11 protein-coding genes are annotated in these 13,158 nt (G+C 72.0%); 9 read left to right on the top strand and 2 right to left on the bottom strand.

The features are described from left to right. The first annotated feature begins 200 nt into the window (after positions 1–200). Positions 201–1,598, top strand: coding sequence for an NAD(P)/FAD-dependent oxidoreductase (locus SNR22_RS04735; protein ID WP_320065201.1), 1,398 nt, complete (start codon positions 201–203; stop codon positions 1,596–1,598). A gap of 68 nt (positions 1,599–1,666) precedes the next feature. Here SNR22_RS04735 and SNR22_RS04730 read toward each other — a convergent pair whose 3' ends face one another. After that, complete coding sequence (locus tag SNR22_RS04730; RefSeq protein ID WP_320065357.1) at positions 1,667–2,644, bottom strand: LLM class flavin-dependent oxidoreductase; 978 nt, start codon at positions 2,642–2,644, stop codon at positions 1,667–1,669. A gap of 236 nt (positions 2,645–2,880) precedes the next feature. On the opposite strand from SNR22_RS04730, the gene SNR22_RS04725 reads away from it, so the two are divergent. Genes SNR22_RS04725 through SNR22_RS04715 form a run of 3 tightly spaced genes read left to right on the top strand, consistent with a single transcriptional unit; the run spans position 2,881 to position 6,027 of the window. Beyond that, complete coding sequence (locus tag SNR22_RS04725; protein WP_320065200.1) at positions 2,881–3,738, top strand: LLM class flavin-dependent oxidoreductase; 858 nt, start codon at positions 2,881–2,883, stop codon at positions 3,736–3,738. A 12-nt stretch (positions 3,739–3,750) separates the two neighbouring features. Then, positions 3,751–4,998, top strand: coding sequence for an NAD(P)/FAD-dependent oxidoreductase (locus SNR22_RS04720; protein WP_320065199.1), 1,248 nt, complete (start codon positions 3,751–3,753; stop codon positions 4,996–4,998). A gap of 15 nt (positions 4,999–5,013) precedes the next feature. Continuing rightward, entirely contained in the window at positions 5,014–6,027 is a 1,014-nt protein-coding gene (locus tag SNR22_RS04715) for a methyltransferase (RefSeq protein WP_320065198.1), read from the top strand. 59 nt (positions 6,028–6,086) lie between these two features. On the opposite strand, the gene SNR22_RS04710 is transcribed toward SNR22_RS04715, so the two are convergent. Next, positions 6,087–7,094: a methyltransferase gene (locus SNR22_RS04710; protein WP_320065197.1), complete on the bottom strand. Its 1,008-nt coding sequence runs from the start codon at positions 7,092–7,094 to the stop codon at positions 6,087–6,089. A 175-nt stretch (positions 7,095–7,269) separates the two neighbouring features. Between SNR22_RS04710 and SNR22_RS04705 the strand changes: the two genes are divergently transcribed. The 5 genes from SNR22_RS04705 (at position 7,270) to SNR22_RS04685 (ending at position 13,100) form a co-directional block, all read left to right on the top strand. After that, the gene (locus tag SNR22_RS04705) at positions 7,270–7,458 is read left to right on the top strand and encodes a ferredoxin (protein WP_320065196.1); all 189 of its coding nucleotides are present in this window, start codon (positions 7,270–7,272) and stop codon (positions 7,456–7,458) included. A 50-nt stretch (positions 7,459–7,508) separates the two neighbouring features. Next, positions 7,509–9,104, top strand: coding sequence for a multicopper oxidase family protein (locus tag SNR22_RS04700; RefSeq protein ID WP_320065195.1), 1,596 nt, complete (start codon positions 7,509–7,511; stop codon positions 9,102–9,104). An 87-nt stretch (positions 9,105–9,191) separates the two neighbouring features. Beyond that, complete coding sequence (gene asnB, locus SNR22_RS04695; RefSeq protein ID WP_320065194.1) at positions 9,192–11,051, top strand: asparagine synthase (glutamine-hydrolyzing); 1,860 nt, start codon at positions 9,192–9,194, stop codon at positions 11,049–11,051. 16 nt (positions 11,052–11,067) lie between these two features. Then, positions 11,068–11,664: a nitroreductase family protein gene (locus SNR22_RS04690; RefSeq protein WP_320065193.1), complete on the top strand. Its 597-nt coding sequence runs from the start codon at positions 11,068–11,070 to the stop codon at positions 11,662–11,664. Beyond that, a complete protein-coding gene (locus SNR22_RS04685) occupies positions 11,652–13,100 on the top strand; it encodes an FAD-dependent oxidoreductase (RefSeq protein ID WP_320065192.1) in 1,449 nt (482 codons plus the stop codon). The genes SNR22_RS04690 and SNR22_RS04685 overlap by 13 nt, the downstream gene beginning before the upstream one ends. Positions 13,101–13,158 lie beyond the last annotated feature (58 nt).

The following is a 13,158-nucleotide window of genomic DNA, read 5'->3' as shown; positions in this document are numbered from 1 at the left end:
GCGGGGCTGTCCGCCCGTCTAGGGGCACCACCACTGCTATGCCGCACCATGGCCGGCGTCGAGCAGACCGCCGAGGAACGGCTACACGCGCATGCCTTCGCCGACCGGCCGCTGGCCCGCGACGCGGCCAGCACCCGCTGACGCCGGCCCGTCGATCGGTACACCACCGCCGCTGGACGCCGGATCGCCACCCTACCGACATGCGTGAATCCACCCAGATCCTTGTCATCGGCGGCGGCCCGGCCGGCGCCACCACAGCCGGTCTCCTGGCCAAAGCGGGGTTCCAGGTGACGCTCGTCGAGCGTGATCAGTTCCCCCGCTACCACATCGGGGAGTCGATCCTCCCGTCCTGCCGCCCCATCTTCGAGCTGCTCGGTGTCTGGGACAAGGTGCGCGCACACGGCTTCCAGCCCAAGGGCGGCGCTTTCTTCCACTGGGGCGAGGAGGAGTGGCAGGTCTCCTTCTCCGAGCAGGGCAGCGACAACACCAACGCCTGGCAGGTCATCCGCAGCGAATTCGACAAGATCCTGCTGGACCACGCCCGCGAGCTGGGGGTCGAGGTCCACGAGGGGGTGAGCGTCCGGGAGATCGAGTTCGATGGTGAGCAGGCCGTCGCGGCCCGCTGGTTCGAGACCAAGAAGCCCGAGGTCGCTGGCCGGATCGAGTTCGGTCACGTGATCGACGCGTCCGGCCGCGGCGGCGTACTCGCCACCCGACACCTGCAGACCCGACGGTTCCACGAGGTCTTCCGCAACGTCGCCGCGTGGTCGTACTGGAAGGGCGCCAAGCCGCTGGGCAAGGGCCCGGAGGGCGCGATCGCCGTCTGCTCGGTGCCCAACGGCTGGTTCTGGGCCATCCCGCTGCACGACGGGACGCTCAGCGTCGGCCTGGTCACCGGCCGGGACCTGTTCAACGACAGCCGCCAGCGGCTCGGCGGCATCCAGGCCGTCTACGACGAGGCGCTGGCCGAGTGCCCGACGGTGCTGGCCATGCTCGACGGCGCCGAGCAGGTCACCGAGATGAAGGTCGAGCAGGACTACTCGTACGTGGCGGAGAGTTTCGCCGGGCCGGGTTATCTGCTCGCCGGCGACGCGGCCTGTTTCCTCGACCCGCTGCTCTCCACCGGCGTACACCTGGCCACCTACAGCGGCATGCTCGCCGCGGCCAGCGTGAGCAGCGTGCTGCGCGGCGAGGTCGGCGAGAAGGACGCCTGGGGGTTCTACGAGACCGTCTACCGGCACGCCTACGAGCGCCTGCTCGTGCTGGTGTCGGTCTTCTATGACAGCTACCGGGGCAAGGACTACCACTTCTACAACGCCCAGCGGCTCACCGCCGACGAGCGGGACCGGCTCAACGTGCAGGCCGCGTTCGACCGGATCATCACCGGCGTCGCCGACCTCAACGACGCCGAGAGCGCCTACCAGTTGGTGCAGCAGCACCTCCAGGGCGCCGACAGCGGCGACCCGAACCCGCTGAACAACCTCAACCGGGTGCACGAGATGAAGCAGTCCCCGCTCGACCCGACCAACGCGGTCGGCGGGCTCTACCTGACCATGCAGCCGACGCTCGGGCTACGCGTCCGGCCCGGGCAGGAGTAGCAAGCACCACCGGAACGGATCGGGCACCGCTGCCGACGCAACGGTGCCCGATCCGGGTGCCGGCGGGGTCAACCGGCAGCCGAGCGCAGCCCGCGCAGGGTACCCAGCGGGTCGGCCAGCGGCGGCAGTGCCGCGAAGACGCCGGAGATGCCGGCCTCCTCCAGCAGCGGCAGGTGCGCCGACACCTCGGCCACGCTGCCGGTGATCCCGGTCATCCCCAGCGCCAGGTCGACCAGGCCCAACTCCTCCAACAGCTGCGCGTTCTTCCCGCCGACCGTGTGGTCCCACACGTCGTAGCGGCGCTCCATCTCCTCGACGGCGGGCAGCAGGTCAGCCGGCACCTGCGAGCGCATGTGCGGGCTCTTGAGCCGCAGCGCGACGTCCGAGGCGAGCGCGGCGCCGATCTCGGCGTTCGCCTCCGCCCGGGTGGCCCGCACCGAGATGAAGCTGAAGCCCCACACCTGCACCGCCGCCGGGTCCCGGCCGGCCTTCTCGGCCGCCTCCCGGACCACCGCCACCTTGCGCGCCACCCGCTCCACCGACATGCCGACGGTGGTCACCACGCCGTCGGCGAGTTCGCCGGCGAGCCGCAGCGTCGTCGGGTAGTCGGCGGCGACGAAAACCGGCATCTGCCGGGTACGGGTCAGCGGCTCCGTGTCGAAGCCGTCGACGTGCGCCGACTCGCCCTTCAGGATCGCCTGTACGGCCGTCAGGTAGTCGCGCAGCTCGTGCGGCGTGGCGACCGGGGAGCGACCGACGATCCGCCGGACGCTGCCGCCGTTGCCCAGCGCCAGCATCGTCCGGCCGCCGGTGAGGTCGTACAGGGTGGAGACCGCGGTGGCCGTCGCCGCGGGGTGCCGGAAAAACGGGGTGGTCACCATCGGGGTCAGCGTCGCGCTGCGGGTCTCCTGCGCCGCCACGGTCAGCGACACGTACATCTCGTAGGCCCGGGCCGGGCTGTCGCCGACTCCGACGACGTCGTAGCCCAGCTCGTCGGCGAGCCGGACGACATGGCGGAACGTCGCGAGGTCGTCCGCCCACTCAATGATCGCTCCGAGTTTCAGGGGTCGGTCCTCCAGGTCCGCGGCCGGCGACCAGGGCCGGCCGGTGCGTATGAGCCGAGGCTGTTTATGTCACGGCAGCCCGCAGAGCCGGTCGAGGTGGTGTCGAGCGGCCCGGCGGCCCGGCCCGCCACCGGCCGGGTGTCGACCGCGCCTCGACCGCTGCCCCAGACCGGGTCTGCAAGCTGGCCCCCGTTGAGACCGGACGCGAGGAGAGCCTGATGAATATCGGTGTCTGCCTGCCCACCACCATCCCGGGGGCGGAGGGCCGTCAACTGATCGAGTACGCCCGCCGCGCGGAGCGCCTCGGCTTCCACAGCCTGACGGTGGTGGACCGGATGGTCTACGACAACTACGACAGCATCGTCGCCTTGGCGGGCGCGGCCGGGGTCACCGAGCGGATCAAGCTGATCACCGCGATCCTGTTGGCCGCGTACCGGCCCAGCCCGGTCGAGCTGGCCAAGCAGCTGGCCAGCCTGGACCGGCTCAGCGACGGACGACTGATCGTCGGGGTCTCCTCCGGGATGCGGGCCGACGACTACGAGGCCACCGGCACCGACTACGCCACCCGGGGCCGCCGGCTCGACAAGACCATCGAGGAGTTGCGCGCGGTGTGGCGTGGCGAGGGCCCGGTCCCCGGGGTCGGCCCCCGGCCCACCAACGGTGACATCCCGTTCCTGGTCGGCGGCCAGTCGGCGGCGGCGCTGCGGCGCGCGGCGCGGTACGGCATCGGCTGGATTTCGCCGGGCGGGCCGCCGCACAAGTACCCGGAGCTGGTGACGAAGGTCAAGGAGCTGTGGGCGGAGGAGGGCCGCGAGGGCACCCCACTGATGGGGGCGAACTGCTACGTGTCGCTCGGGGAGAACGGCCGGCAGGTCGCCACCGAGCACATGCAAAGCTACTACGCCTACCTGGGCGAGTTGGTCCAGCACCTGGCCAAGGGCGCCGTCACCGACGAGGCCGTGCTGCGCGACGTGGTCGACGGGTACGCCGCCAACGGCTGCGACGAGTTGTTGCTGCTGCCGTGCAGCGCAGACCCGGCCCAGCTGGACCGGATCGCCGCCGTGGTGTTCGGCTGAGCCGGCTGACCCATGCGGACCTCCCACTCTCCCACCCGGACCCTGCGGGTGCTCGTGGTCGGCGCCGGTATCGGCGGCCTCTGCCTGGCCCAGGGGCTACGGCAGGCGGGCTTCACCGACATCGCGGTGTACGAACGCGACGACACCCCCGAGGGCCGGATGCAGGGCTACCGGTTGCGGATCAGTCCGGAGGGCGAGGCGGCGCTGCGCGCCTGCCTGCCCCGCCGGGCGCAGGAGCTGCTCACCGCCACGGCCAACGACCGGCACCAGCGCGGCCTGATCGCCTACGACGAGCACCTCCAGCCGATGCCGGCGCCCACCTTCGACGACCCGCGCGGCGACGACCCGGACAAGATCGACGCGGTGGATCGGGGCACGCTGCGCCGGGTGCTGCTCGCCGGCATCGGCGACGCGGTCCACTTCGGCAAGCGCCTGGTGAAGCACGAGCAGAACCCGGACGGGGTGGTGGCGCACTTCGCCGACGGCAGCTCCGCCACCGGTGACGTGCTGGTGGCCGCGGACGGTGCCAACTCGGCCGTCCGGGCCCAGTTGCGGCCCGGCGACGAGACCCGCGACATGGGCGTACGGGCGATCCTGTCCCGTACCCCCCGAACCCTGGCCCACGAAGCCGGCCTGCCGGAGGTGCTGCGGGACCGGTTCCTCAACGTCACCGGCACCGACGGCCTGCGGCTGGCGCTGATGCCGATGGTCTTCCGTACCGACCCGGCGCGGGCCGCCGAGCGGCTCTGGCCGGGCCTGGAGCTGGCCTCGCCCGGCGACTACTACATGTCGGTCTTCAGCGTGCACCAGGACCTGCTGGGACTCGACGATGCGCACTTCTTCGCCCTGAGCGGTGAGGAGCTGCGCCAGCTCGTTCTGGCCCGGACCGCCGGCTGGCACCCCGACCTGCGCGGCGTCTTCTCGCACTCGGAGCCCGCCGAGACGTACCCGCTCGCGCTGCGGGCGACCCTGCCGGTCGAGCCTTGGCCGACCGGCACGGTGATTCCCCTCGGCGACGCGGTGCACCTGATGCCGCCGACCGGCGGGGTGGGCGCCAACACGGCACTGCGGGACGCGGCCGGGCTCTGCGCGGCCCTGACCTCCGTGGCGGACGGGGAGAGCACCCTGGCCGAGGCGGTGGACCGGTACCAGGCCGAGCTGGTCCGGTACGCCACCGAGGCGATCACCATGTCCCTGCGGATCGCGCAATGGTCGATGAAGAAGATCAATGTCAGCGCTACCGAACTCACCACGACGTAAAGGCGGGCCGCTCACGTGAGCACGACTCCGATCGACACCAGCCGGCCGGCCGGGATCATCCGGCTCGCCAACTCCTTCTGCGACGCCAAGGCGTTGCTGACCGCCGTCGAACTCGGCCTCTTCACCATCCTGCGCTCGGGGCCGGCCACCGAGGATGAAATCCGCGAGAAACTGGGGCTGCACGGCCGCGGCCTCTCCGACTGGTTGGGCCTGCTGGTGGAGCTGTCCTTGCTGGAGCGCGCCGACGGCCGGTACCGCAACGCCGCTGGCGCCGACCGGTTCCTGGTCAACGGCGAACAGTCCTACATCGGCGGGTTCCTGGAGCGCTCCAACCGCAACCTCTACCCGGCGTGGGGCCGGCTGGCCGACGCGCTGCGCACCGGCCAACCGCAGTCCGGCAGCAGCTTCGACGCCGTGGTGCAGAACCCGCGCATCCTGTCCCAGTTCATCAACTCGATGGACGCGCTGACCCGGACGCTGGGCCCGCAGTTGATCAACGCGTACGAGGGCTGGGGCGACTACCACTCGGTGCTCGACGTGGGTGGCTGCCGGGGCAGCCTGGCCGCGCAGATCGTCACGGCCAACCCCAACCTGAGCGGGCACGTCTTCGACCTGCCGCAGATGGAGCCGTTCTTCACCGAGCAGGCCGCAGAGACGGGCCTGACCGACCGGCTCACCTTCCACGGCGGCAGCTTCTTCACCGACCCGCTGCCCAGCGCAGACATCGTGGTGATGGGGCACGTCCTGCACGACTGGGACCGCGAGCAGCGGGGCTTCCTGATCGAGAAGGCGTTCCAGAGCGTCAACCCCGGCGGCGTCCTGCTGGTCTACGACCGGATGCTCGACCGGGCGTCCAGCCGGGTGGAGAACCTGGTGATCAGCCTCGACATGCTGCTGGTCACCGACGGCGGCTCGGAGTACCCGGTGGACGAGGTGACCGGGCATGCCAACCGGGCGGGCTTCGCCCAGGTCGAGAGCCGGCTGCTGGGCGACGACGACACCCTGGTGGTGGCGCGCAAGGAAGGCTGACCGGTACCGCGAACAGGGGCCGGGACCACCACGGTGGTCCCGGCCCCTGTCCCGTGTGTTCAGGCCGCCCGGTCGCAGAGCACCAGCGTCTCGTTGGCGTCCAGCGGCTGCCGGCGCACCTCGGCGAAGCCGGCCGCCCGGGCCAACTCGGCCAATTCCTCGACCGGGTACTCTCCGCCGGCCTCGGTGACCAGGGCCATGGTGAGGCTGGCCAGCAGGTTGTCCACCCGCGGGTCGGCCGGGTCGAGCATCCGGTCGTGCACCAGCAACGCCCCGCCGGGCCGCAACGCGTCGAACGCGGCGCGGACCAACAGCTCCCGCTGCCTGGCGTCCCAGTTGTGCAAGACGTGGCCGAAGACGATCAAATCGGCCGGCGGCAGCGGATCGGTGAAAAAGTCCCCGGCGTGGAAGGTGACCCGCTCGGCGACGCCCGCCTCAGCCATCTGCTCGGCGAAGACCGGCTCCAGCTGGGGCAGGTCGAAGACATGCCCGGACATCCCGGAATGCCGGACGACCAGCTCGGCCACCAGGCTGCCCCGGCAGCCGCCCACGTCGAGCACCTCCGGGTACGCCGCCCAGTCCACGGCGTCGAGCAGCGGCTTCAACAGCGGGCGCAGCACGCCGTCCATCATCCGGGCGTACCGGCGGACCTCCGCCGGGTCGTCGAGCATGGCAGCGAAGGAGTCCGCCGCCGAGCGCGGCCGGCCGGTACGCAGCGTCTCGGTCAACCCGCCCCACACCGGGTAGAGATTGGCCTTCGCGCCGCGCAGGAACCCGCCGAGGTAGCCGGGCTCGCCGGCGACGAGGTGGCGGGCGGCGTCCGGACTGTTGCGGTACCGGCCGCCGGACTCGGTGAGCAGGCCGAGCCGGACCAGCAGGTACAGGAAGTCGCGGACGCCCCGGCCGGACAGGCCGAGCCGTTCGCACAGCTCGCGCTCGGTGGCCGGGCCGGCGCGCAGCACGGTGAACAGGTCCAGCTCGGCGGCTGTGAGCAGGGCCTGCGACTCGCAGAAGGCGTTGCCGAGCCGCAGGATCCACGGGCTCGGTTCGAGTGCCTGATCGGTCATGGGCGGTCCTCTCCGCGCCGGGGATGGTCTGCGCGCATCGTCTCCGGTGGGCGTCGCACCGTGCTGGAGAGTCCGGTGGGCGGCTACACCGAGGCTCGAGCCGAACCGTCCAGGATGGGCCCGGCCAGGGCCCTGCGGCCGGGCCGGCGGAGCGGATGACGGACGGAGAATCGTGATGCGGGTCAGTGCCACCAAGGAGACGTGCGCGGTCAGCAGCCTCTGCGTCTATCGGGCGCCGGAGGTCTTCGACCAGGACGAGGACGGCTACGTCGAGGTGCTGGACGCCGAGCCACCTGCGGATCTGCACGAGGACGTGCTGGTCGCCGCCCGAGGCTGCCCCACGCGCTCCATCCACATCCAGTAACATCTTGCTGACTATCCGCGCAGCCAACCGCCGGCCGACAGGGGTACGTCTTGGTCCAGCCGATCGAAAGCGCACCGGCCGAAGGCCCGCCGACCACTGCACCCGGAACGTCCCGGGGGCCCCGCCGGCTCACCCGCCGGAAGATCCTCAAAGCCGGGCTGATCGGCGTCCCGGCGGTGCTGGGCGTCGCCGCCGCCGGCACCGCGGCCGTCTACTTCGCGCACGGCGTGGACACCGTCGGGAAGGTCGACTTCGACCGCCCGCTCGCCATCCCGCCGCTGGCCGCCGCTCGCACCGAGGGGGGTCGGCGGGTCGTCGACCTGGCGGCCACCGCCAGCACCCGCCAGTTCCGCCCGGGGCGGCCCACCACCACCTGGGGTTTCGACCGGGGATTCCTCGGCCCGACGGTACGCGTCAACCGGGGCGACACGGTGCAGCTCAACGTGCGTAACGGGCTGACCGACCCCACCACCGTGCACTGGCACGGCCTGCACCTGCCGGCGGTGATGGACGGTGGCCCACATCAGACGATTGCGCCCGGCGCGGTCTGGCGGCCGTCCTGGCGGATCGACCAGCCGGCCGCGACGCTCTGGTACCACCCGCACCCGCACCTCACCTCGGCGCACCACGCCTACCGCGGCCTGGCCGGGCTCTTCCTCGTCGACGACCCGCCACAGACCGCGGCGGCCCGGCTGCCCGCGCAGTACGGCGTCGACGACATCCCGGTCATCGTTCAGGACAAGAACTTCGACGACGACAACCAGTTCGACGAGGGCTACTCCCGTCTTGGCAGCGTCGGCATCCTCGGCGACACCCTGCTGGTCAACGGCACCGTCGGGCCTTACCTGGACGTGGTGACCGAGCGGGTGCGGCTGCGCCTGCTCAACGCCTCGACCGCCCGGGTCTACCGGTTCGGCTTCTCCGACGACCGGTCGTTCGCCCTGGTCGGCACGGACGGCGGCCTGCTGAGCGCGCCGCACGAGACCGACCGGGTGCAGCTCTCCCCCGGCGAGCGCGCCGAGATCGTGGTCGCCCTCACCGCCGGCGAGCGGGTGGTGCTGCGCAGCTTCGCGCCGGAGCTGGGGCTCGACCCGCTCAACGAGCGGTTCACCGGCGGCGACGACGACCTCGACGTCCTCCAGTTGCGGGCCGGCGCCCAGCTGCGGCCCACGCCGGCGCCGGCGGCCACCCTCGCTCCGGCCCCGGCGCTGGTGGCCACGGCCGACCGGGTGGACCGCCGGTTCGAGCTGTCCGGCGAGCAGATCAACGGCCTGAGCATGGACATGACCCGGATCGACTTCGGGGTGACCAGGGGCACCACCGAGGTGTGGGAGGTCGTCAGCCCGTTCCCCCGCCCGCACAACTTCCACGTGCACGGGGTGCAGTTCCAGCTGCTGACGGTCGGCGGCACCCCGCCCCCGCCAGAGCTGCGCGGCTGGAAGGACACCTTCTACACCCCGCCCGAGGTGCCGTTCCGGATCGCCGTCCGGTTCGACGAGCACGCCAACCGCAACGCGCCTTTCATGTTCCACTGCCACCTGCTGCTGCACGAGGACCAGAACATGATGGGCCAGTTCGTGGTCCTCGAGCCCGGCGAGACGGTCGGCTCCCCCGGGCATCTGGGGCACTCCACCGCTCCGCGCTGACTCCGGCGCCGTCGAGCGGCCGTCGAGAGGGGCTTCAAGACCTCCCGGCAGGCTGCAGGCGAGGTCGGAGCAACCGGAGGAGATGGTATGTGCGGCATCGTCGGCTGGGTCGCCTTCACCCGTGATCTGACGAACGAACGGCCCACCCTGCAGGCGATGACGGACACGCTGGCGAACCGCGGGGTGGACGGCCAGGGGGTGTGGCTGCGCGAGCACGTCGGCCTCGGCCACACCCGGACCGCGATCATCGACGTGGCGGGCGGGGCGCAGCCGATGACCGCCGAGGGCGGCGACCGCCGGGTCGCGGCGATCGTCTACAACGGCGAGGTCTACAACTTCAAGCAGCTACGTACCGAGCTGCGCGATCGGGGACACCGGTTCGACACCCGCAGCGACACCGAGGTCATCCTGCGCGCCTACCTGGAGTGGGGGGTCGACTGCGCGGCCCGGCTGGAGGGGATCTTCGCCTTCGCGATCTGGGACGAGACCCGCGCCGAGCTGGTACTGGTCCGCGACCGGCTCGGCGTCAAGCCGCTGTTCTACACGCTGCGTCCCGACGGCGTGGTCTTCGGCTCCGAACCCAAGGCCCTCCTCGCGCACCCGGAGGTTCGGCCGGTGGTCGGTATCGACGGGCTCCAGGAGCTCTTCGCCACCGCGAAGCAACCCGGCAGTTCGGTGTTCCGGGACCTTCGGGCCGTGCTGCCCGGGCACAGCCTCACCATCGGCCGCGACAGAGCGGTGGACCGCACGTACTGGGAGCTGACCGCGCGGGAGCACACCGACGACCTGGACGGCACGGTGGCCCACGTGCGATCGCTGCTCGACGACATCGTGCTGCGCGAACTGGAGGCCGAGGTGCCACTCTGCACCGCGCTCTCCGGCGGGGTGGACTCCAGTGCCGTGTCTGCCATCGCGGCGGACTGGCGGTGGAAGCTCGGCGGCGAGCGGATCCGCACCTTCGTGACGACCTTCGACGACTACGCGACGAAGTTCCAGCCCGACGACGTCCGGTTCGCCCCGGACGAGGTGTTCGCCGCCGAGGTCGCCCGAGAGCTGCGCTCCGAGCACATACGCATCCAGCTGAACACCCAGGACCTGATGGACCCGGCGGTCCGACTCGCCGCGCTCCGCGCGCAGGACATGCCGACCACGCTCGGCGACATGGACACCTCGAACTTCCTCACCGCCCGCCGGATCAAGCAGCACTCGACGGTGGCGCTCAGCGGCGAGGTCGCCGACGAGATCTTCGGCGGCTACGGCTGGATGTACGACGAGCAGTTGCTCAGCGCCGACGTGTTCCCCTGGGTGGCCAAGGAGTTCCTCCAGCCCGGCTCGCCCCGGGGGCAGGGCCGGGCCCTCTTCGACCCGGCTTTCATGGACAAGCTGGACCTGGGCAGCTACTACGCCGACCAGTACGCGCAGGCGCTCGCCCGGGCACCGCACCAGGACGGCGAGAGCGCCGTGGAGCGGCGGATGCGCGGGATCAGCCACGTCACGCTCACCTGGTGGCTGCCGATGCTGCTGGACCGCGACGACCGGCTCGCCATGGCCAACGCCCTGGAGCTGCGGGTGCCGTACGGCGACCACCGGCTGGTCGAGTACCTCTACAACACGCCGTGGTCGATGAAGACCTTCGACGGCCGGGAGAAGAGCCTGCTGCGGGCGGCCGTGCGGGGCCGGGTGCCGCAGTCGGTGCTGGACCGGGTGAAGTGCCCCTGGCCGGTGACCCAGGACCCGGCGTACGCCGAGATGCTCCGCCAGGAGCTGGCCGCGCTGCTCGCCGACGGTTCCTCGCCGGCACTGCCGTACCTCGACCTGCCCGCGGCCCGCGCGGCGGTCGACCAGCCGTCGCCGATCGCCCACCAGTGGGTCAGCCGGATGAACATCGAGATGGCGCTCCAGTTCGACACCTGGCTGCGCGAGTACGACGTCGAACTGGCCGTCTGAATCCGAAGGGATGACCATGGACTACGCGGACGTGCTGCGCAGGCGCCAGATGGTGCGCAGCTACACCAACGAGCCGGTGTCGGACGAGGCGCTGGAACGGATCGTGTCGGTCGTCGACCGGGCACCCAGCGCGGGCTTCAGCCAGGGCTACCGGGTGGTGGTGGTGACCGACCAGAAGCTGCGCCAGGCCGCCGCCGACGTCGCCGAGGCGCGCTACGTGGAGCTGGGCTTCCCCCGCTGGATCGCCGACGCGCCGGTGCACATCTGGGTCGGCACCCGGGAGCAGACCTACCACGAGCGCTACGCCGGCCAGCCGGTCCGGGACGGCTGGTCGGAGGTGCCCTGGCCGGTGCCGTTCTGGTGGTTCGACGCCGGGGCGCTGTTCATGCTGCTCCAGCTCGCCGCGCTCAACGAGGGGCTGGGCACCGGCGTGTTCAGCTCGGTCTACACCGACGAGCTTCAGACACTCGGCGACGTGATCGGCCTGCCGGACGACGTCGGGCTGGCCGGGGTGATCACCGTCGGGCACGAGGACCGGTCCCGCCGGATGCCGATCCCGCCCGGGGCGGCCCGGCGCAAGCCCCGAGACGAGATCGTCGAGTGGCGCCGCTAGGCCCGCGCCCGCCGGTCGGCGGACCGGGCGCAGCGCCGACGGACGGGCGGGTCGTCGTGCTCGGTGGCAGCATCGCCGGGCTGGCCACCGCGCTGGCCCTGGCCCGGGCCGGCCGCCAGGTCCAGGTCATCGAGCGCGACCCGGCGCCGGCCGATCCGGCGGCGGACCCGTTCCTGGCCTGGCCGCGCCGGGGCGTGCCGCAGTTCCGGCTACCGCACGGTTTCTCGGCGCGCGCCCGCAACCTGCTGGCCGAGCGCACCCCGGACGTACTGGACCGGTTGCGCGCCAGCGGGGTCGGCGAGATCAACCTGTTCAAGCACTTCGTCCCGCCGGAGCGGTGGGAGCCCGCCGACGACGCGTTCACCAACATCTGGACCCGGCGGCCGGTACTGGAGCTGGCGCTGCGGATGACCGCCGAGGCGGAGCCGGGGATCATGTTCCACTGCCCGGCGATCGCCACCGGGATGCGGTTCGCGCCCACCCCGGACGGGCCGCCCCGGGTGCTGGGGGTGGAGCTCGCCGACGGCCGGTTCGTCGAGGCCGACCTGGTCCTCGACTGCGCCGGTCAACGCACGCCGGTGCCGCGCTGGCTCGCCACCCGGGGTATCGACGTGCCCACCGACGTGCAGGACTGCGAGACCGTCTACTACAGCCGCTACTACCGGTTCACCCCCGGCAGCGAGCTGCCCCGGCTGTCGGTCGCCACGCTGCGCGGCGAGTTCCCGCTGGGCTCCTGGATCGGCTTCGCCGGCGACGACGACACGTACGCGTTCGCGCTCGAATGCCATCCGGGCACGCCCGGGGCGCGGAAGCTGCGCGACGTGGCAAGCTGGGAGGCCGCCACCCGCGCCATCCCGGCGCTCGCGCCGTGGGTCGACCCCCGCAACGGCACCCCGCTGGACGACATTCAGGTGATGGCCGGCAACCGGAACCTGCGTCGGCACTACCTGTCCGAGGGGCGGCCCGTCGTGGTCGGCCTGCTGCCGGTCGGCGACGCCCTGTGCAGCACCAACCCGGCGTACGGCTGGGGCTCGGCGATGGCACTGACCTACGCGTACGCCGCAGCGGACGCGATCGTCGCCCACGCGCCGGACCTGGCCGCGGTGGCCCGGGCATACGACGCGACGAGCGCAGCCGAGGCCGACGCGGTCTACCGGGAGGCCGCCGCGATGGACCGGGCCCGCAGCTACCGGCTCACCGGCCGGCCGGTTCCGGAGCACGACCGGGCCGAGATGGCCCGCCAGGACGAGATCATGGCGGCGCTGGCCGGCGGCGTGCTGCGCGACGTCGAGCTGGGCCGGGCCTTCAACCGCAGGGTCAACCTGGTCGGCCCGGCGGCGGTGGTGCTGGGCGGCGACGACCTGCTCCACCACGCCCGCCGAGCCCGGACCCCCACCGAACCCTCCCTGACCGCCGCCCACCACCCCACCTCCTGACCTCCGCCCCCGCTCCGCCACGACGAGGGCGCCACCCACCGGGTGCCGCCCTCGTCCC

Origin of the sequence: Micromonospora sp. RTGN7, from assembly GCF_033804645.1 — a bacterium.
In the GTDB taxonomy this organism is placed as follows: domain Bacteria; phylum Actinomycetota; class Actinomycetes; order Mycobacteriales; family Micromonosporaceae; genus Micromonospora.
This window is presented reverse-complemented; position numbering and strand designations above follow the sequence as displayed.

Coding starts and splice junctions, on each gene's coding strand:
- SNR22_RS04735 (WP_320065201.1), top strand. CDS start 201: ATGCGTGAATCCACCCAGATCCTTGTCATCGGCGGCGGCCCGGCCGGC.
- SNR22_RS04725 (WP_320065200.1), top strand. CDS start 2,881: ATGAATATCGGTGTCTGCCTGCCCACCACCATCCCGGGGGCGGAGGGC.
- SNR22_RS04720 (WP_320065199.1), top strand. CDS start 3,751: ATGCGGACCTCCCACTCTCCCACCCGGACCCTGCGGGTGCTCGTGGTC.
- SNR22_RS04710 (WP_320065197.1), bottom strand. CDS start 7,094: ATGACCGATCAGGCACTCGAACCGAGCCCGTGGATCCTGCGGCTCGGC.
- SNR22_RS04705 (WP_320065196.1), top strand. CDS start 7,270: ATGCGGGTCAGTGCCACCAAGGAGACGTGCGCGGTCAGCAGCCTCTGC.
- asnB (WP_320065194.1), top strand. CDS start 9,192: ATGTGCGGCATCGTCGGCTGGGTCGCCTTCACCCGTGATCTGACGAAC.
- SNR22_RS04690 (WP_320065193.1), top strand. CDS start 11,068: ATGGACTACGCGGACGTGCTGCGCAGGCGCCAGATGGTGCGCAGCTAC.